This window comes from Caballeronia catudaia, assembly GCF_001544755.2.
Lineage (GTDB): Bacteria > Pseudomonadota > Gammaproteobacteria > Burkholderiales > Burkholderiaceae > Caballeronia > Caballeronia catudaia.
The window spans coordinates 1-23,071 of the sequence record NZ_FCOF02000061.1 but is presented as its reverse complement, the minus strand read 5'-3'; the positions used below and the strand labels follow the sequence as shown (position 1 = coordinate 23,071).

18 protein-coding genes are annotated in these 23,071 nt (G+C 63.0%); 2 read left to right on the top strand and 16 right to left on the bottom strand.

Going from position 1 to position 23,071, the window contains the following annotated elements; genetic code table 11:
- Positions 1-14: 14 nt before the first annotated feature.
- From AWB75_RS33155 to coq7, 14 genes are all read right to left on the bottom strand, one after another.
- A complete protein-coding gene (locus AWB75_RS33155; protein WP_061128208.1) occupies positions 15-767 on the bottom strand; it encodes a cell division protein FtsQ/DivIB in 753 nt (250 codons plus the stop codon).
- 34 nt (positions 768-801) lie between these two features.
- A complete protein-coding gene (locus AWB75_RS33150; RefSeq protein ID WP_061128214.1) occupies positions 802-1,743 on the bottom strand; it encodes a D-alanine--D-alanine ligase in 942 nt (313 codons plus the stop codon).
- Between the two features lie 22 nt (positions 1,744-1,765).
- Positions 1,766-3,160, bottom strand: a complete 1,395-nt coding sequence (murC, locus tag AWB75_RS33145; protein ID WP_061128207.1) for a UDP-N-acetylmuramate--L-alanine ligase — start codon at positions 3,158-3,160, stop codon at positions 1,766-1,768.
- Positions 3,161-4,279, bottom strand: a complete 1,119-nt coding sequence (murG, locus tag AWB75_RS33140) for an undecaprenyldiphospho-muramoylpentapeptide beta-N-acetylglucosaminyltransferase (protein WP_061128206.1) — start codon at positions 4,277-4,279, stop codon at positions 3,161-3,163. It lies immediately after the preceding gene.
- Complete coding sequence (gene ftsW / locus AWB75_RS33135; RefSeq protein WP_061128205.1) at positions 4,276-5,553, bottom strand: putative lipid II flippase FtsW; 1,278 nt, start codon at positions 5,551-5,553, stop codon at positions 4,276-4,278. Before ftsW ends, murG begins: the two co-directional genes overlap by 4 nt.
- Positions 5,550-7,061 (bottom strand): UDP-N-acetylmuramoyl-L-alanine--D-glutamate ligase, encoded by a 1,512-nt coding sequence (murD, locus tag AWB75_RS33130; RefSeq protein WP_061128204.1) that lies wholly within the window; start codon positions 7,059-7,061, stop codon positions 5,550-5,552. The genes ftsW and murD overlap by 4 nt, the downstream gene beginning before the upstream one ends.
- 48 nt (positions 7,062-7,109) lie before the next feature.
- Positions 7,110-8,279, bottom strand: a complete 1,170-nt coding sequence (gene mraY, locus AWB75_RS33125; RefSeq protein ID WP_061128203.1) for a phospho-N-acetylmuramoyl-pentapeptide-transferase — start codon at positions 8,277-8,279, stop codon at positions 7,110-7,112.
- Between the two features lie 22 nt (positions 8,280-8,301).
- Entirely contained in the window at positions 8,302-9,732 is a 1,431-nt protein-coding gene (locus AWB75_RS33120; RefSeq protein ID WP_061128202.1) for a UDP-N-acetylmuramoyl-tripeptide--D-alanyl-D-alanine ligase, read from the bottom strand.
- A complete protein-coding gene (locus tag AWB75_RS33115) occupies positions 9,729-11,273 on the bottom strand; it encodes a UDP-N-acetylmuramoyl-L-alanyl-D-glutamate--2,6-diaminopimelate ligase (RefSeq protein ID WP_061128201.1) in 1,545 nt (514 codons plus the stop codon). The genes AWB75_RS33120 and AWB75_RS33115 overlap by 4 nt, the downstream gene beginning before the upstream one ends.
- Positions 11,270-13,126, bottom strand: coding sequence for a peptidoglycan D,D-transpeptidase FtsI family protein (locus AWB75_RS33110; RefSeq protein ID WP_061128200.1), 1,857 nt, complete (start codon positions 13,124-13,126; stop codon positions 11,270-11,272). The genes AWB75_RS33115 and AWB75_RS33110 overlap by 4 nt, the downstream gene beginning before the upstream one ends.
- Positions 13,123-13,467, bottom strand: coding sequence for a cell division protein FtsL (gene ftsL / locus AWB75_RS33105; protein ID WP_061128199.1), 345 nt, complete (start codon positions 13,465-13,467; stop codon positions 13,123-13,125). Before ftsL ends, AWB75_RS33110 begins: the two co-directional genes overlap by 4 nt.
- Entirely contained in the window at positions 13,464-14,417 is a 954-nt protein-coding gene (gene rsmH / locus AWB75_RS33100; RefSeq protein ID WP_061128198.1) for a 16S rRNA (cytosine(1402)-N(4))-methyltransferase RsmH, read from the bottom strand. Before rsmH ends, ftsL begins: the two co-directional genes overlap by 4 nt.
- A gap of 16 nt (positions 14,418-14,433) precedes the next feature.
- Positions 14,434-14,862, bottom strand: coding sequence for a division/cell wall cluster transcriptional repressor MraZ (gene mraZ / locus AWB75_RS33095; protein WP_061128197.1), 429 nt, complete (start codon positions 14,860-14,862; stop codon positions 14,434-14,436).
- A 390-nt stretch (positions 14,863-15,252) separates the two neighbouring features.
- Positions 15,253-15,909 carry a 2-polyprenyl-3-methyl-6-methoxy-1,4-benzoquinone monooxygenase gene (gene coq7, locus AWB75_RS33090; RefSeq protein ID WP_061128213.1) on the bottom strand — a complete coding sequence of 219 codons (657 nt, stop codon included), beginning with the start codon at positions 15,907-15,909 and terminating at the stop codon, positions 15,253-15,255.
- Between the two features lie 429 nt (positions 15,910-16,338).
- Between coq7 and AWB75_RS33085 the strand changes: the two genes are divergently transcribed.
- Complete coding sequence (locus AWB75_RS33085) at positions 16,339-17,523, top strand: porin (RefSeq protein WP_061128196.1); 1,185 nt, start codon at positions 16,339-16,341, stop codon at positions 17,521-17,523.
- A 134-nt stretch (positions 17,524-17,657) separates the two neighbouring features.
- Here AWB75_RS33085 and AWB75_RS33080 read toward each other — a convergent pair whose 3' ends face one another.
- Positions 17,658-19,331 carry a long-chain fatty acid--CoA ligase gene (locus tag AWB75_RS33080; protein ID WP_061128195.1) on the bottom strand — a complete coding sequence of 558 codons (1,674 nt, stop codon included), beginning with the start codon at positions 19,329-19,331 and terminating at the stop codon, positions 17,658-17,660.
- 128 nt (positions 19,332-19,459) lie between these two features.
- Entirely contained in the window at positions 19,460-21,541 is a 2,082-nt protein-coding gene (locus AWB75_RS33075) for a molybdopterin-containing oxidoreductase family protein (RefSeq protein WP_061128194.1), read from the bottom strand.
- Positions 21,542-21,701: 160 nt separating this feature from the next.
- Here AWB75_RS33075 and AWB75_RS33070 point away from each other — a divergent pair, with 160 nt between their 5' ends.
- Positions 21,702-22,892 carry a M20 aminoacylase family protein gene (locus tag AWB75_RS33070; RefSeq protein ID WP_061128193.1) on the top strand — a complete coding sequence of 397 codons (1,191 nt, stop codon included), beginning with the start codon at positions 21,702-21,704 and terminating at the stop codon, positions 22,890-22,892.
- The last annotated feature ends 179 nt before the right edge of the window (positions 22,893-23,071 follow it).

The window sequence follows — 23,071 nt, the reverse complement described above, 5'->3', positions numbered from 1 at the left end:
CCTGTGATGTCTGCTTACTTCTTGGCCTTGTCGGTGTCGTTGATGAAACGCATGTTTGCTGCTCGTATCGCGAAGCCGTTCGGGTAACGCAAATCCGCATATTCGATGTCCTTCCCCCATCTTCCCGTCACCGATGGCCACGACGCGACGAAACGCTTGCAGCGCTCGTTCAGCGTGTCCTGATTGCGCTCGCGTCCGAGCTCGATCTGCGTGCCGTTCGAGAGCTTGACCGTCCACGCGAAACGCGGCGACAGCGTCACTTCGTCCGGCTGCGCGTCGAGCGGCGCGAACCACTTCTGAAAATCGTGATACCGCGCAACCACTTCCTTCGCCGTGCCCTCTGGCCCGTCGAAGGCGGGCAGGTCGTCGTCGAGCTCGCCCTGGTTCGCGGTGAACAACTCGCCCTCGACGCTCACCAGTTGATCCGTGCCCCACGTGCCGAGCGGCTTGTACTCCTCGAGCGTCACCGCCAGCGCGTTCGGCCATACGCGGCGCACGCTTGCATGACGCACCCACGGCACCTGCTCGAACGCAGCGCGCGCCGCGTCCAGATCGACCGTGAAAAAGTTGCCCTTCAAATGACCGACCACGCTCGCGCGCACGACCGGCGAACTGATGTGCGACGTGTCGCCGTCGATCTGAAGCTCGCGCAGTCGAAACTCGGGACGCTGGATCGCCCAGTAACCCGCGGCGGCCAGCAGCAGCAGCACGAGCACGACGTGCAGCGCATTGGCGGCGAGGTTGAGTTGGCGAACGTTGTTCCACATGGTTTCGCTTGTTCGTGTCCGGTGTGTGATCGACCTAATTCTTCAGCGTGAGCGAGAGCACTTTCACGACGAGATCCTTGTAGCTGATGCCGACCGCGCGCGCGGCCTTCGGCGGCAGCGAGTGATCCGTCATGCCGGGCGCCGTGTTCACTTCGAGGAAGTACGGATTGCCGTCCGAATCGAGCATGAAGTCGGCGCGGCCCCAGTCGGTGCAGCCAAGAATCTCGAAGGCGCGCCGCGTCAGCTCCTTCATGCGCGTTTCCTCGGCGTCGCTCAGGCCGCACGGAATCAGGTATTGCGTGTCGTCAGCGACGTACTTCGCGTGATAGTCGTAGAACTCGCCGGCCGGCACGATCTTGATGACCGGCAAGTCGAGATCGCCCGCGATGCAGCACGTGAACTCGCCGCCGCCCTCGATGCTCTTCTCGACGATCACGATCTTGTCGTACTGCACCGCTTCTTCGAGCGCCGGGACGAGCGTTTCGGCGCTCTTCACCTTGATGACGGCGACGCTCGAGCCTTCGCTCGCCGGCTTCACGAAGAGCGGCAAGCCTAGCTTCGCGACGATGTCCTGCGCGCGTGCTGCGTAATCTTCGCCGCGAAAAACGGTTTCGAACGGCGGCGTCGGAATGCCGGTCTGCTGCCACACGAGCTTCGTGCGGAGCTTGTCCATGCCGAGCGCCGAGCCGAGCACGCCGCTGCCCGTGTAACGGATGCCGTAGAAATCGAGCGCGCCTTGCAGTTGCCCGTTCTCGCCGTAGCCGCCATGCAGCGCGATGAACGCGCGCACGAAACCCTCGGCCTTCAGATCCGAAAGCGGATGCCGCGCCGGATCGAACGCGTGCGCGTCGATGCCGGCTTCACGCAGGCCTTCGAGGACGAGGCGCCCCGAATTGAGCGAGACCTCGCGCTCGGCGGAATTCCCGCCCAGCAGCACCGCGACTTTGCCGAAGACTTTCGGATCGATTTGATTCACTTGATTGCCCATGGTCTTGCTCTTACTGAGGCTGGGGGTTAGCCAGCTTTCCGCATACGCCGCCGATGGAGCCCGCGCCCATCGCGATCACGACGTCTCCGTTGCGCGCGATCGTCGTCACGGCATCGGGCACTTCGTCCACCGTTTCGACGAACACCGGTTCGACCTTGCCCGCGACGCGAATCGCACGCGCCAATGCACGGCCATCCGCCGCGACGATGGGCGCTTCGCCTGCCGCGTAGACATCGGTGAGCACGAGCGCATCGACGGTCGACAGCACTTTCACGAAATCCTCGAAGCAGTCGCGCGTGCGCGTATAGCGATGCGGCTGGAACGCGAGCACGAGCCGGCGATCCGGAAACGCGCCGCGCGCCGCCGCGATCGTCGCGGCCATTTCAACCGGGTGATGACCGTAGTCGTCGATCAGCGTGTACGCGCCTTCGCCGTTGCTCGCATTCACTTCGCCGTAACGCTGGAAGCGTCGGCCGACGCCATTGAATTCGGCGAGCGCACGCTGGATATCGGCATCGGCGACTTCTAATTCAGTCGCGATGGCGATCGCGGCCAGCGCGTTCTGCACGTTGTGCGTGCCCGGCAAATTCAGCACGATGTCGAGCGACGGCGCGTCTTCGCGAAGCGTCGTGAAGTGCATGCGGCCGTTGCGCGGCTCGACGTTCACGGCGCGCACCTGCGCTTCCGCGCCGAGACCGTAGCGAATGATCGGCTTCGACACGAACGGCAGGATCTCGCGCACGTTCGGATCGTCGACGCACAGCACCGCGATGCCATAGAACGGCAACCGATGCGTGAACTCGATGAACGCCTGCTTCAGCCGCGCGAAGTCGTGGCCGTAGGTGTCCATGTGATCGGCGTCGATGTTCGTGATGACTTCGATCACCGGGAAGAGATTGAGGAACGACGCGTCGGATTCATCGGCTTCCGCGACGATGAAATCGCCCGTGCCGAGCCGCGCATTCGCGCCCGCACTGTTCAGGCGGCCGCCGATGACGAACGTCGGATCGAGCCCGCCCGCGGCGAGCACGCTCGCGACGAGCGACGTCGTCGTGGTCTTGCCGTGCGTGCCGGCGATTGCGATGCCCTGCTTCAGCCGCATGAGTTCCGCGAGCATCACGGCGCGCGGCACGATCGGCACGCGGCGATGACGCGCGGCCAGCACTTCGGGATTGTCGGGACGCACGGCCGTCGATACGACGACCGCGTTCGCCCCTTCGATGTTCTGCTCGTGATGACCGATATCGACGCGCGCACCCAGCGCCCGCAGTCGCTCGGTGACGGCGCCGTTCGAGAGATCCGAGCCGCTCACGTGATAGCCGAGGTTCAGCAGCACTTCGGCGATGCCGCTCATGCCGGCGCCGCCGATCCCGACGAAATGAATATGTTTGACAATGTGCTTCATTTAATGTGCCTCCCGAGCTTGCGCGTCGAAACGCGCGCCGGCCACGTCGGCGCAAATGCTCGCGACCTTTTCGGTCGCATCCGGTTTCGCCAGCGCGCGCGAGCGCTCGGCCATAGCCGCGAGCGTGTCGCGCGTCTGTACGCGTAACCAGTCGGCGAGCTTTTGCGCCGACAGGTCGCGTTGTTGTATCAGTTCAGCCGCGCCGTTCTTCGCGAGAAACGCGCCGTTGGTCGTCTGGTGATCGTCGACGGCGAACGGGAACGGCACGAAGAGCGCAGCCACGCCGACCGCCGCGATCTCCGAGACGGTCATCGCGCCCGAGCGGCAGATGACGAGATCCGCCGATGCATAGGCGCTCGCCATGTCCTCGATGAACGGCACGAGCTGCAAGTCGGCGCCCTTCGCGAAACCCGCCGCCGCATAGTTCGCTTCCAGCGCTTCGATATGCTTCGCGCCCGCCTGATGCACGATGCGCGGACGCTCTTGCGGCGACAGCATCGCGAGCGCTTTCGGCACCGTTTCGTTGAGTGCGGCCGCGCCGAGACTTCCTCCGACGACGAGCACGTTCAGGCGTCCAGAACGTGCGGCGTAGCGTTCTTTGGGTGGCAATGCGCGCGTTAGTTCCGCGCGGATCGGATTGCCGGTCCATTCTGCATTCGGCAGAGCATTGGGAAACGCGACCAGCACGCGCTTCGCGAGATGCGCGAGCACCTTGTTCGCGAGACCCGCGATGGAATTCTGTTCGTGCAGCACGAGCGGGCAACCGGCGAGCTTCGTCATGACGCCCGCCGGAAACGTGATGTATCCGCCCATGCCGAGCACGACGTCCGGCTTCACGCGACGCAGCGCGCTCAAGCTTTGCGTACATGCGCGCAGCAGATTCACCGGCAACATCAGCTTCGTCTTGATGCCCTTGCCGCGCACGCCGCCGAAGCGCACGTATTCCATCGGAATGCCGTGCTTCGGCACGAGCGTCGCTTCCATGCCGCTCGCGTTGCCGAGCCACACCACGCGCCAGCCGTGCGCCTGCATCCAGTGCGCGACCGCGAGCCCCGGAAACACGTGGCCTCCGGTTCCGCCTGCCATCACCATGAGCGTGCGGTTCGTTGGCGCGGTCATACTTTTCCTCCGCGCATCAGGACACGGTTCTCGTAATCCACGCGCAACAAGACGGCCAGCGCGACGCAGTTGAGCAAAATGCCCGATCCGCCATAGGAAACGAGCGGCAACGTGAGACCCTTGGTCGGCAAAAGGCCGAGGTTCACGCCCATATTGATGAACGTCTGCGCGCCGAACCAGATGCCGACGCCCTTGGCCATCAGACCGGCGAACGTGCGATCGAGCGCGAGCGCCTGACGGCCGATCTCGAACGCGCGGCGCACGATCCAGTAAAACAGCAGAATCACGCAAATCACGCCGACGAAACCGAGCTCCTCGCCGATCACCGCGAGAATGAAGTCGGTATGCGCTTCGGGCAGATAGTTGAGCTTCTCGACGCTGCCGCCGAGACCGACGCCGAACCACTCGCCACGTCCAAATGCGATCAGCGAGTGCGTCAACTGATACGCCTTGCCTTGCGCATAGCGGTCATCCCACGGATCGAGGTACGCGAAGATCCGTTCACGGCGCCACGGCGACGCCCACACGAGCAGCGCGAACGTGCCGACGGCCGTCGCGACCAGGCCGCCGAACAGCTTGCCGTTCACACCGCCGAGAAACAGCACGCCCATCGCGATGGCGGCGATCACCATGAACGCGCCCATGTCCGGCTCAAGCAGCAGGAGAGCGCCGACCGCGCCAACCGCGACCGCCATCGGCAGAAAGCCCTTGCCGAAGCTGTGCATGAATTCCTGCTTGCGCACCGTGTAGTTCGCGGCGTAGATCGTCACCGCGAGCTTCATGATTTCCGACGGCTGCATGTTCGTGATGCCGAGCGGGATCCAGCGGCGGGCACCGTTCACGCCCTTGCCGATATGCGGAATCAGCACGATGACGAGCATCGCCAGCGCGACGAGGAAGAACTTCGGCGCGTACTTTTCCCACGTCTTGATGGGAATCTTGAACGCGATGGTCGCGCCGACGAGCGCCGTCGTGATCGAAATCAGATGGCGCACGAGGAAGTGATAGTCGCGGTAGCTCGCGTACTTCGGCGAATCGGGCATGGCGATCGACGCCGAGTACACCATCACGATGCCGAGACCGAGCAGCGCGATCATCACCCACAGAAGCGAATAGTCATAGTCGAGCATGCGCGAGCGCGCGGGGCGCACGCCGTTCACCGCGCTCGAAATGCCGCCGCGCGCGCCGCCGTTCCCGCGGCCGGCGAGCGAGTCGTTCGGGACAGCGTTGCGCTGTCCGGTCAGTTTGGATCCGAAGCGTTCCGACCAGCTCATAGCATCACTCCCCGCGCGGCGGCGATATCTTCGACCGCGCCGCGAAACACGTCGGCGCGATGTGCGTAGTTCCTGAACATGTCGAGGCTCGCGCACGCGGGCGACAGCAGCACGGCATCGCCGGCTTCCGCGATGCGCGCGGCGGCGTTCGTCGCGGCTTCGAGCGTCGCGTGATCTTCGAGCGGAACGTTCGCCGATGCGAGCGTCTCGCGGATGCGCGGCGCATCGCGGCCGAACAGCATCACGGCGCGCGCCCAGCGCGCAACAGGCGCTTCGAGCGGCGAAAAGTCCTGGCCCTTGCCGTCGCCGCCGGCGATCAGCACGACGCGTTGCGCGAGGCCATCGAGTGCGGCGACGGTTGCGCCGACATTCGTGCCTTTGCTGTCGTCGACGTAATCGACGCCGTCGATCTGCGCGATCACTTCCACGCGATGCGGCTCGCCGCGATATTCGCGCAAGGCATGCAGCAGCGCCGCGAGCGGCAGACCGATCGCGCGTGCGAGCGCGAGCGCGGCGAGCGCGTTCGCCGCGTTGTGCAGACCGCGGATGCGCAGCGCGTCCGACGGCATCAGCCGCTTCGAAACGACATTCGGCGCGGCCTCGTCCTTCTGCTTGCGACGGCGCGACGGCGCTTCGTCGGACGCATCCTGATCGATGCCAACGACGAGCCATGGCATGCCGTTATCGCGCAGCAGTCCGTAATCGCCGACATGACACGGCTCGTTCAGCCCGAACGTCACGACGCGGTCCTGCGCGACGTTCGCGGCGAGTTTCATCGTGCGGTTGTCGTCGCGGTTCAGCACGCGCGTCGTGCGCGGGCCGAAGATGCGGCCTTTCGCGGCGGCGTAGGCGTCGAGGCCGCCGTGCCAGTCGAGATGATCCTGCGTGATGTTGAGCACCGCGGCCGCATCGGGCGCGAAGCTATGCGCGGTTTCCAGTTGAAAGCTCGACAGTTCGAGCACCCAGACATCGGGCAGCGCGGTTTGATCGATGGCTTCGGTCAGCTTGTCGAGCATCGCCGGGCTGATGTTGCCCGCGACCGCGACCGTCTTGCCCGCGCGCTCGCACAAGAGGCCGGTGAGCGCGGTCGTCGTGGTCTTGCCGTTCGTGCCCGTGATCGCGATGACCTTCGGCGCGTAACCGTTCACACCGAGCCCGGCGAGGGCCTGCGCGAAGAGTTCGAGCTCGCCCCACACGGGAATGCCGCGCTCTTTCGCTGCGGCGATCAGCGGCGCGAGGTCGTCGGCGAGCGGAGAAAGTCCCGGGCTGATCGCGACGAGTTCGATGCCGCCATCGAGCAACGCGGGCGTGAACGCGCCACCGACGAAGTCTGCATCGATATTGTGGATCGCGAGTTCGGAAAGATTCGGCGGCGCCTCGCGCGTGTCGGCGATCCGCAGACGGCAACCGTGCCTGGCGCACCAACGCGCCATCGCCAGACCGGATTCTCCCAGTCCCAGCACGAGCACCATCGGACTTTGCCGACCGACAAACTTCTCGCCAAACATCGCTTTACCTTTTCCAAAAACCTGAAGAACCGTGCAAGTGCAAAAAAATCAACGCAGCTTGAGCGTCGACAAACCGAACAGACACAACATCAACGTGATGATCCAGAAGCGCACGACCACTTGCGTCTCGGTCCAGCCGGACAGTTCGTAGTGGTGATGCAGCGGCGCCATCTTGAAAAAGCGGCGGCCTTCGCCGTAACGGCGCTTCGTAAACTTGAACCAGAAGACCTGCAACATCACGGAAAGCGTTTCCGCGACGAACACGCCGCCCATGATGAAGAGCACGACTTCCTGACGGACGATCACGGCGATCGTGCCGAGCGCGCCGCCGAGCGCGAGCGCGCCGACATCGCCCATGAATACTTGCGCGGGGTGCGTGTTGTACCAGAGAAACGCGAGGCCGGCGCCGCCCATCGCGGAGCAGAAGATCAGCAGTTCGCCCGCGCCGGGAATGTGCGGGAACAGCAGGTACTTCGAATACACCGACGAGCCCATCACGTAGGCGAACGCGCCGAGCGACGCGCCCACGAGCACGACGGGCATGATGACGAGGCCGTCGAGGCCATCGGTGAGATTCACCGCGTTGCTCGAGCCGACGATCACGAAGTACGTCATCGCGATGAAGCCCCACACGCCGAGCGGATATGTGATCGACTTGAGGAACGGCAACATCAGATCGGCGCGTGCGGGCAGGCCCATCGACAGGCCGCTGCGCACCCACGCCATGAAGAGATCGAACACGCGCGTGTTGCTGGCTTCGGACACGCTGAACGCGAGATACACCGCCGCGAACAGGCCGATGACCGACTGCCAGAAATACTTTTCGCGCGACGACATGCCGCGCGGGTCCTTATGCACGACCTTGCGATAGTCGTCCACCCAGCCGATGACGCCATAGCCGAACGTGACGAGCATCACGATCCACACGAAGCGGTTGGTGAGATCGGCCCACAGCAACGTTGACACTGCAATGCCGATAAGAATGAGCACGCCGCCCATCGTCGGCGTGCCGGACTTGACGAGGTGCGTCTGCGGGCCGTCCTTGCGCACAGCTTGGCCGACCTTGAGCAAGGTCAGCTTGCGGATGACCCACGGGCCGCAGACGAGGCCGATCAGCATGGCCGTCGCCGTGGCGCCGACCGCGCGGAACGTGATGTAGGTGAACACGCGCATGAAGCTGGCGTCATTCTGGAGCCATTGCGCGAGTGCGAGTAGCATGCTGGTCCTTCTCTTCAGTGAATCAGTGTGCCGCGGGCGTGCTGCCCGCGGCGGATTGTTGGGGGCTCGTCAACGCATCCACCACGCGCTCCATCTTCATGAAGCGCGAGCCTTTTGCGAGATACGTGGCTTTGTCGCCGTAGCCCGCGCTTTGAAGCGCGGCGACCATTTCAGCGACGTCACCGAAATGGTCTGCGGTCTGCTTCGATGCCTTCTCGTTGAATGCGTTCACCGAATCGCGACTCGCGTCGCCGAGCGCGAAGAGCGCATCGATGCCGCGCTCTGCCGCATACGCGCCGACTTCGCGATGAAACGCCGGACCTTCCTCGCCGACTTCGCCCATGTCGCCCATCACGAGCACGCGCGGTGAAGCCTGCGATGCGAGCACGTCGATGGCCGCGCGCATCGAATCGGGATTCGAGTTGTAGGTGTCGTCGATGACGGTCGCACCCGCGAGCGCGCCGAGCACGGCGCGCTTCACTTGCAGACGGCCTTTCACCGGCTGGAACGCTTCGAGTCCGCGCCTGATCGCATCCAGCGATACGCCCGCCGCTAGCGCCGCCGATGCCGCCGCGAGCGCGTTGCGCGCGTTGTGCTCGCCGAGCACGTTGAGCGCGACAGCGATCTCGCCCTGCGGCGTGCGCATATGAACCGTCGTGCCTTTCAATGTGCCGGTGACGGCGGCCTTCGATGCATCGTCGGTCAGCGCGAAGTCGATGATCGCGTTGTCCGTCGCGGCCGTGCGCCAGAAGACGGCGTACTGATCGTCGGCGGGGAACACGGCCGTGCCGGATTCGCCCAGCGCGTGAATCACCGTGGCATGTTCGAGCGCGACCGCTTCGACCGTCGCCATGAACTCCTGATGTTCGCGCTGCGCGTTATTGACGACAGCGACATCGGGCGCGGCGATCTTGCCGAGCACTTCCGTTTCGCCCGGATGATTCATGCCGAGCTCGACGACCGCGAGCTTGTGCGACGCGTTCAGACGGAACAGCGTGAGTGGCAAGCCGATGTCGTTGTTGAAGTTGCCCGCAGTCGCGAGCCGCGCTTCTTCACCCACGACAGCCGCGAAGATCGACGCGATCATCTCCTTGACCGTCGTCTTGCCATTGCTGCCCGTCACGGCGACGAGCGGCATCGTGTAGCGCTTGCGCCAGCCGTGCGCCAGCGCACCGAGCGCGGCGCGCGTGTCCTTTACCTTGATGACAGGAAGAGGCCAGGCACCGGAGTTGCTCGGTTCGCGTGACACGAGCGCCGCAGCCGCGCCGCTCTTCGCAACCTGATCGAGGAAGTCATGCGCATCGAAGCGATCGCCCTTCACCGCGACGAAGAGGTCACCGGCCTGGATGCCGCGGCTGTCCGTCACGACGCGCTCGATCGCTATGTTTTCATCGCCCTTCAAGACGGCGCCGGGAATCATCGCGGCGGCTTCGCGCAGCGTGAACATCGTCATTCGCCACCTCCGCGCTGTTGCGTGGCGCGTGCGGCAAGCGCGAGGCGCGCGTGATCCTGATCCGAGAACGCGCGCTTCTTGCCCATGATTTCCTGCGTGGCTTCGTGTCCTTTTCCGGCGAGCACGACGACATCCTCACGTGCAGCGCTTCGGATTGCTTGCAGGATCGCGCTCGCCCGGTCTTCGATGCGGCGCGCCTTCGCGGCGTCGTTCATGCCGGCCGCGATCTGATCGATGATGGATTGCGGATCTTCACTCCGCGGATTGTCGCTCGTGATGACGACCTGATCGGCGAGACGCTCGGCGATCGCGCCCATCAGCGGACGCTTGGTCGCGTCGCGGTCGCCGCCGCATCCGAACATGCAGACGAGCTCGCCGCCGCGCGCCTGGGCGATCGGGCGCAGCGCCGCGAGCGTTTTGTCGAGCGCGTCGGGCGTGTGGGCGTAATCGATCACGACGAGCGGCTCGTCGCTCTGCATGCGCCCGCCGAGACGCTCCATGCGGCCGTTGACCGATTCGAGCTTTTCGACATGCGCGATCGCGGCGTCGAACGGTACGCCGACTTCGAGCAGCACGCCGAGCACGGAAAGCAGATTGCTCACGTTGAACGCGCCGAGCGTGCCGACTTCGACGTCGGCTTCGCCCCAGTCGCACGAGAGATGAAATGCGGTGCCGGTCGCCGTGGCGCGGACTTGCGTTGCGAGCAGCATGGCGTCGGCGCTCGGAGCGGCATCGACGGGCATTTCGACGCCGTACGCGATCGTGCGCACCTTGCCGCGCAGCGATTCGATCAGCCGCTGGCCGGCCGCGTCGTCGCGATTGACGATCGCCGTCTTCAGCGACGGCCACGCGAAAAGGCGCGCCTTCGCCGCTTCGTAGGCGTCTAACGTGCCGTGGTAATCGAGATGATCCTGAGTGAGATTCGTGAAGATGGCGATGTCGAAGTCGACGCCGTTCACGCGGCCCTGATGCAGCGCGTGCGACGACACTTCCATCGCGACGCCTTCGGCACCCTGGGCCTTGAGTTGCGCGAGGGCGCGCTGAAGCTGCGGCGCGTCCGGCGTCGTAAAGCCGCTATGCACAAGCTTACCCGGCATGCCGATGCCGAGCGTCCCGACGATCGCGCACGGACGGCCGAGCGCCGTCAGCGCGGTGGCAATCCACTGACTGCACGAGGTTTTGCCGTTCGTGCCCGTCACGCCAACGGTGAGCATCGACGTGGTGGGTTCGCCGTACCACGCGGACGCGATCGGGCCGGCCAGCTCGTCGAGCGCCTTCACGGCGAGCGCCTTCGATGCGTCCGGCTTGCCCGCGAAGTTTTCCGGCTGATAAAGCGCAGCGGCCGCGCCCGCGGCGAGCGCGGCGTCGAGATACGGACGGTTGTCCGCGCCCTCGACCGCATAGGCAAGAAACACGTCGCCGCTTTTGAGCGAGCGCGTGTCCGCGTGCAATTGCGCCTCGGGCTGCGCATGCGCGCGCAGCCATTGAACGGCGTGTGATACGTCCTTCTGCATCTTGCTCTGACGGGCTTGCGCGCTCATCGCACGACTCCCGGGTGCGTCTTCATATTGCTCGATACCGCGACTTTCTTCGCGGCATTCGCGTTGTTCGTGTTCGCCGGCTGCTGCGCGGCGGCTTGCGTGGCGGAGTTCGAATCGTCCGTCACGACCATCTGCTTGACCGGCATATCAGGCGGCACGTTGAGCGCACGCAGCGTATCGCCGACGATGCCCGAAAACACCGGACCCGACACCTGGCCGCCAAAGTGGCTGCCGACCGTCGGCTCGTCGACCGATACGGCCACGACGATCCGCGGATTCGGCATCGGCGCCATGCCGACGAACGATGCGCGGTACTTCGAATGATCGTAGCCGCGGCCCGCGTGCTTGTACGCCGTTCCCGACTTCCCGCCGACGCGATAGCCCGGCACCGCCGCATCCGGCGACGTGCCGCCCTTCGCCGTCACGGTTTCGAGCATCGCGCGCACTTGACGCGCGGTGGTCGGCGAGAAAACCTGCTGGCCGATGACCGGTTGATCGCCCGGCGTGCGGAAAATAGACACCGGCAGAACCTGGCCGTCATGCGCGATCGCGGTGTACGCGCGCGCAAGCTGGAACAGCGATGCCGAGAGACCGTAGCCGTAGGACATCGTCGCCTGCTCGATGCGCCGCCAGCTCTTCCACGGCCGCAGACGTCCCGTCACGGCACCCGGGAAGCCGACTTTCGGCGCCTGCCCGAGTCCGAGTCCCGTGTACATATTCCACATTTCCTCAGCACGCAATTGCATCGCAATTTTGGTCGCGCCGATATTGCTCGACTTCTGAATCACGCCGCCGACGGTGAGCGTGCCAAAGCCGGAATCGTCCGTGATGCGCGCGCCGTCGAGCACGAACACGCCGCCGCCGGTTTCCACGAGCGTATTCGGCGTCACGCGATGCAGATCGAGCGCGAGCGACACGGTGAAAGGCTTCATGATCGAGCCCGGCTCGAACGTGTCCGTGAGAATGCGGTTGCGCAACTGCTCGCCGGTCATGCGCGAGCGGTCGTTCGGGTTGTACGTGGGATAGTTGACGAGCGCGAGCACCTCGCCCGTTTTCGTGTCGATCACGATCGCCGCGCCTGCCTTCGCCTTGGACTTCTCGACGGCGGCCTTCAGGTTCGTGTACGCAATGTACTGAATCTTGCTGTCGATCGAGAGTTCGACGTCCGTACCATTGTGCGGCACGACCTGCTCGTCGACGTCCTCGACGATATGGCCCATGCGGTCCTTGATGACGCGACGCATGCCCGGCGTGCCGGCGAGGACGCGCTGGTCGCCAAGCTCGACGCCTTCCTGTCCCTTGTCTTCAATATTAGTAAAGCCGATCAGGTGCGCGGTGATTTCGCCTTCCGGATAGAAGCGCTTGTATTCGCCACGCGAATAAATGCCCGGAATGTCCAGCGCGGCGACTTTCTGCGCGGTTTCGAGGGATACCTGGCGCTTCACGTAGACGAAGGTCTTGTCCATCGAGAGCTTTGCGCGCAACTCTTTTTCCGGCATCTCGAGCAGCTTGGACAATTGCGCGAACTTCTCCGCGCCGAGATCGTTCGGCACGGCTTCGGGAATCGCCCAGATCGCCTTCACCGGCAGACTGGTCGCGAGGACGAGACCGTTACGATCGCGGATCTGGCCGCGCGTCGCCGGCAATTCGAGCGTGCGCTGATAGCGGCTCTCGCCCTGCTTCTTGAAAAACGCGTTGCCCGGACCCTGGATCCAGAACGCTCGTGCGGCAAGCGCGACGAACGCCATGAACAGCAGGAACACGACGAACTTCGAGCGCCACATCGGCAGGCGGACGGCGAGGAGCGGATTCGGCGTATGAGCGATGTCTTTCTGCTTCGCGGATTTTTTCATCGCTTGGCTCCGCGTGCAGGCGGCGCCGACGCCGGCAGCGGCGGCGGCATGGGTGCGTCGGCGGCCTTGTTGGCGGCCGTGTCGTAGGTGAGATATTGCGTGCGGCCGGTCGTCACGGGCTGCATCTTCAGCGACTTGGTGGCCAACTGTTCGATGCGCGAGGTCTTCGACAGCGCGCTCTGCTGATACTGCAACTGCGCGTAGTCCTGTTGAAGCTGGCGCTCCTGCGATTGCGCCCGCTGCAAATCGATGAAGATTTCCCGCTGCTGGTTGGTCGAGCTGACGACCGACAGCGCGCATCCGAGCACGATGATCAGCAGGAAAATATTGAGACGGTTCATGGCGCGATCCGCTCCGCGATACGCATCACCGCGGATCGCGCGCGCGGGTTGGCGGCGACTTCGGCTTCGCTCGGAAACACGCGGCCGACTACGCGCAGCGGCGGGCTCGGCAGGTCGACCGCGCGGATCGGCAAGCGACGGTCCACCGCCGGCGCGCTTGCGTGCGCCTGCATGAACCGCTTGACGATCCGGTCTTCGAGTGAATGAAAGCTGATCACGACCAGCCGCCCCCCTTGCTCCAACAATGCCAATGCCGACTCAAGAACTACTTGCAGCTCCGCAAGCTCTTGATTGACGTGAATCCGTATAGCCTGAAAGGTACGAGTTGCCGGGTCCTTGCCCTTTTCACGGGTTTTGACGACGTTACCCACGATTTCGGCAAGCTCGCGCGTGCTGTCGAGAGGCCCAAGACGGTCGGACTCTGCCCTGCGAGCAACAAGCGCCTTTGCAATCTGAAAAGCAAACCGTTCTTCCCCATAATCTCTGATCACCTCCGTCAGTTCCTGCACCGTGGCCCGTGCGAGCCACTCTGCCGCCGACTCGCCGCGAGTCGGGTCCATCCTCATGTCGAGCGGACCTTGCGCGCGGAAGCTGAAGCCGCGCTCCGGGTCGTCCACCTGCGGCGACGACACGCCAAGGTCGAGCAATACGCCCGACACCCGCTCTACCCCACGCTCGCTCGTCGCATCGCGCAATACCGCGAAGCTGTCGTGCACGATCGAAAAACGCGAGTCCTGAATCTGTTGCGCCGTGGCGATTGCAAGAGGATCCTTGTCGAAAGCGATGAGCCGCCCCGCCTCACCCATCCGCTGCAAAATGGCCCGGCTGTGACCGCCGCGCCCAAACGTGCCATCTATATAGATGCCGTCCGTGCGCGTGATCAGTCCGTCTACTGCTTCCTGCAGCAGCACCGTGCGATGCTGCAGTTCGATTCCCGACGACTTCGCCATGTTCTTCAGCGCCGCGTCAAAAAGTGAAGTTCTTCAACGAATCCGGCATGCCCTGCGCCATGGCAGCGGCTTCCTTCGCGGCGTAAATCTGCGAGTCCCATACCTCGAAGCGCTCTCCCATGCCGAGCAGCGTCACGTCCTTTTCCAGGGAAGCGGCGGCGCGAAGCTCGGGCGAAACGAGCACACGCCCGGCGCTGTCGAGCTCCATATCCATTGCGTTACCGAGATAAATGCGCTGATACCAGATGGCTTCCATCGGAAGCGCGGCGACCTTCGTGCGAAACCGCTCCCACTCCGGGCGAGGAAAGAGCAACAGGCATCCATCCGGGCTCCTCGTGAGCGTCACCCGGCTTTCAGCCTGCACTTGCAGCGCTTCCCGATAGCGCGACGGAACCGACATCCGTCCTTTCGCATCGAGCGTCAGCGCCGACGCTCCTTGGAACACTCGCCCTCTCCCCGTTTCAGACGCCCACCCTGACGTCCGTCCCCACTCCGTTGTGCTTGAAAATGGTCTGTGAATCACACAAAAGACCACTTTCTCACACTGTCTCCCACTTTAGAGGAACGCATTTCCTCGGTCAAGACGCGTACCTTTTTTTCGAGTGCTTTTTATTCGCTAGAACAAGGACTTAGCGCAAGAGCTTGAAGTGATGACAAAAGAGAAAACCGTTATGAATTAGAGAGCTACTGAGGGATGTGAAGGTAGTACGTGAAATCTGCTGCGGAAATGAGGGAAATGTAACGGTCTTTTTGCCCGATTTGTGGGCCGCAGATGGAATGCGGCCGCGAGGTTACCGGCCAATCCGCTATGGGATCGGCCGAGGCGATTAGCCGGTTATATGTAATATGCCGTTCGCGTCATGACTTTCGAGGCAGCGCGCATCAGCGCGCGGACCGGAAATGGCACTTCGCTTCCACCCGCGCCGATGGCGGCAGCGGCATGCGCGCTCTCGTCCAGACGCATTTGCTCGACGATCGCGCGCGATGCGTGATCGTTCGCCGGCAGCGTCTTCATATGACCATCGAGGTGCTGCTCGACCTGACGCTCCGTCTCCGCCATGAAGCCGAGACTCGCGCGGTCGCCGAATCGTCCCGCGACGAAACCCATCGCAAGCGCGCCCGCGTACCAGAACGGATTCAGCAGGCTCGGCCGCGCATCCAGATCCTTCAGGCGCTTCGTCGTCCACGCAAGATGATCTTCCTCTTCGCGAGCTGCGTGCTCGAAGCTCGCCTTGAGTTCAGGCGAATGCGTGGCGAGTTTTTGCGCCTGATAAAGCGCCTGCGCGCAAACCTCGCCAACGTGGTTCACACGCATCAGACCGGCCGAGTGGGCGCGCTCCTTCTCCGTGAGTTGCGACTCCTCGGAGATGACGTCGCTCGGGAGATCGGTGCCGGATATCGTCGATTCGGGAATCGGACGCGACATGCGGCTCACGCCCGTCATGGAGCGCAAGCCCCGATCGAACTCGCTGATGACTTCATCGAGCGTCATGTTGTGACCTCTCTTCATGGTCGCCGGTACAACGCGGGCGGCTGCAGCAATTCGGGATCTCTGGCTCGTCGGCGCTGAGCGAAACGCGGATTTTAGCGCACATCCACACCAGCCGATGCTCGCGCCGGTTGGTCCGAACGAACCCGCCGAAGCCCGGATGCCAAGACCGAAAGCGACCTTTTCTAAGCATCCGCTTTGGTAATTAGGGCAAACACGGGTCGCAAAAATCCTGCAAAACCAACATTTTAGCGCCTGTTGCGTAAACGTCACATGGGTTGGGCAGACCGCGCCCTTTTCCTTTGTCCGTCAAAGGCTCTTTGTTACATTACGTGTCAACTTCGTTTAGAAGCCCGGCAGGGACGTCAACACACTGGCGCTAGAACAGTGACCTTGCCAAACAGTCGCAAACACTCCCTGGAGATCTAATCAATGAAAAAGTCGCTTCTCGCTCTCGCTGCATTGGGCGTTTTCGCTGGCGCCGCACATGCGCAGAGCAGCGTGACGCTGTACGGCATCATCGACGCAGGCTTCGTCTACAACAACAATAGCAGTGGCCAAAAGCTGTATGCCATGAACAGCGGCAACTTGCAGGGCAGCCGCTGGGGCCTGCGTGGCACGGAAGACCTCGGTGGTGGTCTGAAGGCCATCTTCGTGTTGGAAAACGGCTTCAACGTGTTCAACGGCCAACTGGGTCAAGGCGGCGCTGAATTCGGCCGTCAGGCGTATGTTGGTCTGTCGACGGCGCAATTCGGCACGGTCACCCTGGGTCGCCAGTACGACTCCGTGGTCGACTACACCGGCGCATTCGAAGTCGGTAGCCAGTGGGCATCGTACTTCGGCGCACACCCGGGCGACCTGGACAACATGAACAACTCGAATCGCGTGAACAACGCGATCAAGTACACGAGCGCGAACTACGCAGGCTTCACGTTCGGCGGCTTGTACAGCCTCGGCGGCAACGCTGGCCAGTTCAACCGCAACCAGATCTGGTCGGTTGGTCTCGGCTACTCGCAAGGTCCCCTGCAGTTGGGCGCGGGCTACCTGAACGTCAAGGACCCGAACTACTCGTTCTTCGGCAACACCCCGAACAGCCGCACGGCGACGACCGCGGGCACGACGACGTCGAACTTCGGCTCCAGCCGCGTGATCAACGGCTACGCTTCGGCGAAGACGCAGCAAGTGATCTCGGCTGGCGGTGCTTATACGTTCGGCGCGGCGACCGTCGGCGCAACGTATAGCAACACGCAGTTCAAGGATCTCGGTTCGGAGCCGGGCACGGGCCTGACGCCGACCGGCGGCTTCACGGGCGGCACGGGCAAGTTCCACAACGCCGAAATCAACTTCAAGTATCAGTTGACCCCGGCTCTGCTGTTGGGCGTGGCGTACGACTACACGAAGGGCTACGGCCTGGGTAACGCCAAGTACCATCAAGGCATGCTGGGCGCGGACTACTTCCTGTCCAAGCGCACCGACGTGTACATCGACGGTGTGTACCAGCACGCGAGCGGCACGGACTCGACGAACCAAACGGCTGTTGCGAACATCAACGGTCTGTCGCCGTCGTCGACGTCGAACCAGGTTGCCGCTGTCGTCGGTATCCGCCACAAGTTCTAATAAGTCGTAACAAAGCGGTATGCATTGAAAGGCGCCTTCGGGCGCCTTTTTTCGTGCGCGCGGGTAGGGGACACAGCGAAAAAGCCCTCGCGTCTCACGACACGAGGGCTTTTCCGTTTCCAGCAATACCGATGCTACGCGCAGCCGTCCCGCAATTCGCGCCGCAGGATCTTGCCGACATTGCTCTTCGGCAGATCGTTGCGGAATTCGATCATCCGCGGACGCTTGTAACCCGTGAGCCGCTCTTTGCAATAGGCCATGACGTCGGCTTCGGTCAGGTCCTGATCCTTGCGCACGATGAAAAGCTTCACCGCCTCGCCGGATGTCTGGTCCTTCACGCCGACCGCGGCCACTTCGAACACGCCCGGCAGCATGGCGACGACGTCCTCGATCTCGTTCGGATACACGTTGAACCCCGACACCAGGATCATGTCCTTCTTGCGATCGACGATCTTCACGTAGCCGCGATCATCCAGCACGCCCACATCGCCCGAGCGGAAAAAGCCGTCGGGTGTCATCACCTTCGCGGTTTCATCGGGCCGGTTCCAGTAGCCCGCCATCACCTGCGGTCCGCGGATGCAGATTTCCCCGGGCTGGCCGAGCGGCACTTCGTTGTCGTTGTCGTCGCGGATGGAGATTTCCGTCGACGGCAGCGGCAAGCCGATCGTGCCAGTGTATTCGGTGGCCGTCACCGGATTGCAGGTCACGCAGGGCGAAGTCTCGGACAAGCCGTAGCCTTCCACGATCGGCACGCCGGTCGCCGCGAACCACCGTTTTGCCACGGCTTCCTGGACCGCCATGCCGCCGCCGTTGGCCGCGATGAGCTTGGAGAAATCGAGCTTGCCAAAGTCCGGATGATTCAACAGCGCGTTGTAGAGCGTGTTGACCGCCGGAAATGTGTTGATAGGAACGCCCTTCAGTTCTTTGATCGTTCCCGCGATATCACGCGGATTCGGAATCAGCACGCCCAGGCCGCCGGTTCGTATCGTCAGCATCCCGCACACCGTCAGCGCAAAGATGTGATACAGCGGCAGCGCGACCACGCAGACGAACTGGTCGATATCCGGGCGGCGCTTGCGGGCCGGGTCGAGCCAGACTTCGGACTGCAGCGTGTTTGCGATGACATTGCGATGCGTGAGCGTCGCGCCCTTGGCAACGCCCGTCGTGCCACCGGTGTACTGCAGGAACGCGACGTCGTCCGGGGTTTGAACGATCCGCTGCAGCGTGCTGCGTGCGCCTTCGGCGAGCGCGTCGTTGAAACGGACGCTGCCGGGCACGCTCCATTCGGGCACCAACTTCTTCACGCGGCGCACGACGACGTTGACCAACAGCCCTTTCAAGCCCATGAGATCGCCCATCGACGCGACGACCACGTGCTTGATCGCCGTATTTCGGACGACCGCCTGGAGCGTGACCGCGAAATTCTCGAGGATGACGATCGCTTCCGCACCGCTGTCCTTGAGCTGATGTTCGAGCTCGCGCGGCGTATACAGCGGATTCACGTTGACGACGATATAACCGGCGCGCAGCACCGCCGCGATCGCCACGGGATATTGCAGAACGTTGGGCATCATTAGCGCGACGCGTGTGCCGGGCTTCATGCCTCTCTTCTGAAACCACGCGGCCAGCTTGATCGACATCGCGTCGAGCTCGGCATACGTAATCGACTGGCCCATGCACACGAACGCGCGGCGATCGCGGTTCGCGCGGAAGCTGTCCTCGAGCAACTCGGAAACGGACCGATACGCGGATACATCGATCTCCGCAGGCACGCCGGCCGGGTAGGACTTCAGCCAAGGTTTCTCCATACGGCGTCTCCTTTATAAGATATTAGAATGGTCGTGCGGAAACGAGATCCTAGCTTTTCGGCAGGTCTCCGACAACTGGGTTAGACGCCATGCACCGGGCTCGTCCGAGCCTGCTTTTCCGATACCTGTCAATGCATCTGCTCCACTTCGACCAGGCAATCGTAGAACGTCGCCGATCTGCCGAGATCGGTCAATGCCTGGCTCGTGACCTGATTGGCGTTGCAGCCATCCGGCGATAGCTTCTTCCACCAGATCGACAGACCGACGACCACGCCTTCGCGCGCGCGCGCCGTCACGCGCGCGCGGGCCTGCATTGAGCCGCGATCGTTGAAAATGCGCACGAGCGCGCCGTCGGCGATGCCACGCGCTTCGGCATCGGCGGGATGGATGTCCAGATACGGTTCGCGCTCCGCCGCACGCAGACTCTCGATGTTCACGAAGCTGCTGTTCAGGAAATTACGCGCTGGCGGCGAGATCATCGCAAGCGGATAGCGGGCTGCGAGTTCCGGCGACCCGTCGACGGATTCGTATGGCGGCAGGTAATCCGGCAGCGGATCGAGGCCTTCGCGCTCCAGACGTTCGCTATAGAATTCGCATTTCCCCGACGGCGTTCGAAACGCGCCGTCAGCAAGCGGCGCTTCTGCAATATTGAGCTTGAGCCAGCCGGACGCCTTCAGCTTCTCCCAGCTCTGCCCTTCCAGCGTGCGGTCGTCCCAGCGGAACGCTCTCGATGCGATCTGCTCGTCGGTCTCGAACAGCGCTGGCTCGACGAGCTGCATCGCACGCGCGAGACCGCGGAAAATTTCCGTGTTTGGGCGCGCTTCACCGACCGGACCGATCGCCGGAAGATTCGCCATCACGTGTGTGTGTCCGTAGGACTTGTGGACGTCCAGATGCTCGAGTTGTGTCGTCGCGGGGAAGATCAGGTCGGCATAGTCCGCGGTATCTGTCTGGAAGTGTTCGAGCACGATCGTGAATAGATCCTCGCGCGCGAAGCCCGCTGCCACCTTCGCCGAGTCCGGCGCGACCGCGACCGGGTTCGAGTTATAGACGATCAGCGCTTCGATTTTCGGCCCGAAGGTTTCGTCGCCCGGATGCAGCAGCGCGTCGCCGATCGCGTTCATGTTCACGGCGCGCGGTATTTTCGACGGCCAGCCGGGCAGCAAATCCGGGCGTTCGAGCGCGTTGCCGTCGATCGGCGCCCAGCCCGACGATGACAGCAATAGTCCGCCAGCGCGCTCGCGCCACGCGCCCGTCAACGATGGCAGACAGGCGATCGCGCGAACGGCATTGCCACCGCCGCGCACGCGCTGCATGCCGTAATTGAGGCGAATCGCTGCCTTTTTCGTCGCCCCGAAAGCGCGCGCGAGTTCGACGACCACGCTCTCTTCGATACCGCAAATCTGCGCCACGCGCGCGGGCGGATATTGCGTGGCGCGCGCCGCGAGCCCGTCGAAGCCCACCGTATGCGCGAACACATAGTCATGGTCGATGAGATTCTCGCGGACGAGGACCTCGATCATCCCGAGCGCAAGCGCAGCGTCGGTGCCCGGGCGCAACGCGATGTGCTGATGGCACTTTTCGGCCGTGAGCGATTTATAAGGGTCGATCGCGATCAGTTTTGCACCACGCCGCTTGGCCTCCTGCGCGCGGGTCCAGAAGTGCAGGCTCGAGGCAATCGGGTTCGCGCCCCAGATCAGGATCAGTTCGCTCTCGTCGTAGAACTCGCTATGCATGCCGACGCTCGCGCCATACGTGTAGCGCAAACCGGCCGCGCCCGCCGCAGCGCAAATGGTGCGTTCGAGCCGCGAGGCGCCAAGCACGTTGAAAAATCGGGCAGCGATGCTTTCGCCTTGCACCAGACCCATTGTGCCAGCGTAGCTATATGGGACGATGGCTTCCGGCGCTCGCCGGGCGATCGCATCCAAGCGTTCGGCGGCAAGTTTCAACGCCTCGTCCCAACCGATCGGCTCGAATCGACCCTCGCCCTTTTTTCCGACTCGGCGCAGTGGCGTCAGGAGCCGATCCTTGTGATGCGTTCGCTCGGCGTACCGCGTGACTTTCGTGCACAGCACGCCTTGCGTCGGTGGGTGGTCGGGATCGCCGCTAATTTTGACCGCTTTGCCGTCCTTCACCGTTACGCGCATTGCGCATGTGTCGGGGCAATCGTGTGGGCACACGGCTCGGGCAAACTCGGCTGGAGCGTTCATCGAAAAGTCCGGTAAATCAGCGTAAAGGGCGGCAGATGAGGAATTCTATTACGGGCGTTGTGCGATCGACCGTCCGGTACGGCAAATAGTGGCGACGTAGAATAAAACCCCACGCGCGGCGGATACGCGCCATCCGAATTCAATTGAAAGAGCGGCTCAAATGAATCTGATCCCGGAAATCGAAGCTTCACACGATGAAATCAAAACACTCCGACGAACGATCCATGCCCACCCCGAATTACGCTACGAAGAGGTCGGCACCGCGAAGCTCGTCGCCGATAACCTCGAACGGTGGGGAATCGAAGTGCATCGGGGACTAGGCAAAACAGGTGTCGTCGGGGTGCTGAAACGCGGCTCCGGCGGAAAATCGATCGGACTGCGCGCGGATATGGACGCGCTGCCCATTCAGGAATTGAACACGTTCGGACATCGATCGACGAACGACGGCCGCATGCATGCGTGCGGCCACGATGGACATACGGCGATGCTGCTCGGTGCTGCGAAGCATCTTTCCGAACACGGCGAGTTCGACGGGACGGTCGTTTTCATATTTCAGCCGGCCGAAGAAGGTGGCGCGGGCGCGAAAGCAATGATCAAGGACGGTCTTTTCGATCGCTTTCCGGTGGATGCGGTGTTTGGCATCCACAATTGGCCGGGCATTCCCGCTGGTCATTTCGGTGTGACCGAAGGGCCGATCATGGCGTCGAGCAACGAGTTTCGCATCACGATCCGCGGGACCGGTTCGCACGCAGCACTGCCTCATAACGGTCGCGACCCGGTCTTCACGGCGGTCCAGATTGCGAATGGGCTCCAGGCCATCATCACGCGAAACAAGAAACCGATTGATACCGCGGTGCTTTCCATCACGCAGATTCACGCCGGCGAAGCCGCGAACATCGTACCGGACGTAGCTTGGCTTGGTGGAACCGTACGCACCTTCACTGTGCAGACGCTCGATCTTATCGAACAGCGGATGCGCAAAATCGTCGAAGCGACGGCAGCCGCCTACGAATGCGACGTCGAAATGCACTTCCACAGAAATTATCCACCAACGATCAACGCCCCAGAGGAGGCGCGATTTGCGGCGGAAATCATGGCGGAAGTGGTGGGGAGGGACAGGGTCGATAGCGCCGTCGAGCCGACGATGGGCGCGGAGGATTTTTCGTTCATGCTTCTCGAGAAGCCTGGATGCTATGCGTTCCTCGGTAACGGCGATGGAGGACATCGCGAGCACGGGCATGGCGCTGGGCCATGCATGCTGCACAACGCCAGTTATGACTTCAACGACGATTTGCTGTCGATCGGATCGTCGTATTGGGTCCGCTTGGCTGAGCGGTTTTTGGAGCGCTGATAACCGCATCGGCAGCTATTTACAGCGGCTTCGGTTGAAGTTGGTCGTTTTAGAATTGCAGCGCCCCAACGCAAAAACCCCACCTTTGCGGGGTGGGGTTTAGGCGTTAGGGCATGAGGAGCCTGACGATTACCTACTTTCACACGGGTATCCGCACTATCATCGGCGTGGAGTCGTTT

Excerpts from the sequence above, each read along its gene's own strand:
- AWB75_RS33155 (WP_061128208.1), bottom strand. The coding sequence starts at position 767 with ATGTGGAACAACGTTCGCCAACTCAACCTCGCCGCCAATGCGCTGCAC.
- AWB75_RS33070 (WP_061128193.1), top strand. The coding sequence starts at position 21,702 with ATGAATCTGATCCCGGAAATCGAAGCTTCACACGATGAAATCAAAACA.
- AWB75_RS33080 (WP_061128195.1), bottom strand. The coding sequence starts at position 19,331 with ATGGAGAAACCTTGGCTGAAGTCCTACCCGGCCGGCGTGCCTGCGGAG.
- ftsW (WP_061128205.1), bottom strand. The coding sequence starts at position 5,553 with ATGAGCTGGTCGGAACGCTTCGGATCCAAACTGACCGGACAGCGCAAC.
- murD (WP_061128204.1), bottom strand. The coding sequence starts at position 7,061 with ATGTTTGGCGAGAAGTTTGTCGGTCGGCAAAGTCCGATGGTGCTCGTG.
- murC (WP_061128207.1), bottom strand. The coding sequence starts at position 3,160 with ATGAAGCACATTGTCAAACATATTCATTTCGTCGGGATCGGCGGCGCC.
- AWB75_RS33115 (WP_061128201.1), bottom strand. The coding sequence starts at position 11,273 with ATGAGCGCGCAAGCCCGTCAGAGCAAGATGCAGAAGGACGTATCACAC.
- AWB75_RS33075 (WP_061128194.1), bottom strand. The coding sequence starts at position 21,541 with ATGAACGCTCCAGCCGAGTTTGCCCGAGCCGTGTGCCCACACGATTGC.
- coq7 (WP_061128213.1), bottom strand. The coding sequence starts at position 15,909 with ATGACGCTCGATGAAGTCATCAGCGAGTTCGATCGGGGCTTGCGCTCC.
- mraY (WP_061128203.1), bottom strand. The coding sequence starts at position 8,279 with ATGCTACTCGCACTCGCGCAATGGCTCCAGAATGACGCCAGCTTCATG.
- AWB75_RS33120 (WP_061128202.1), bottom strand. The coding sequence starts at position 9,732 with ATGACGATGTTCACGCTGCGCGAAGCCGCCGCGATGATTCCCGGCGCC.
- AWB75_RS33110 (WP_061128200.1), bottom strand. The coding sequence starts at position 13,126 with ATGAAAAAATCCGCGAAGCAGAAAGACATCGCTCATACGCCGAATCCG.
- rsmH (WP_061128198.1), bottom strand. The coding sequence starts at position 14,417 with ATGGCGAAGTCGTCGGGAATCGAACTGCAGCATCGCACGGTGCTGCTG.
- murG (WP_061128206.1), bottom strand. The coding sequence starts at position 4,279 with ATGACCGCGCCAACGAACCGCACGCTCATGGTGATGGCAGGCGGAACC.
- ftsL (WP_061128199.1), bottom strand. The coding sequence starts at position 13,467 with ATGAACCGTCTCAATATTTTCCTGCTGATCATCGTGCTCGGATGCGCG.
- AWB75_RS33085 (WP_061128196.1), top strand. The coding sequence starts at position 16,339 with ATGAAAAAGTCGCTTCTCGCTCTCGCTGCATTGGGCGTTTTCGCTGGC.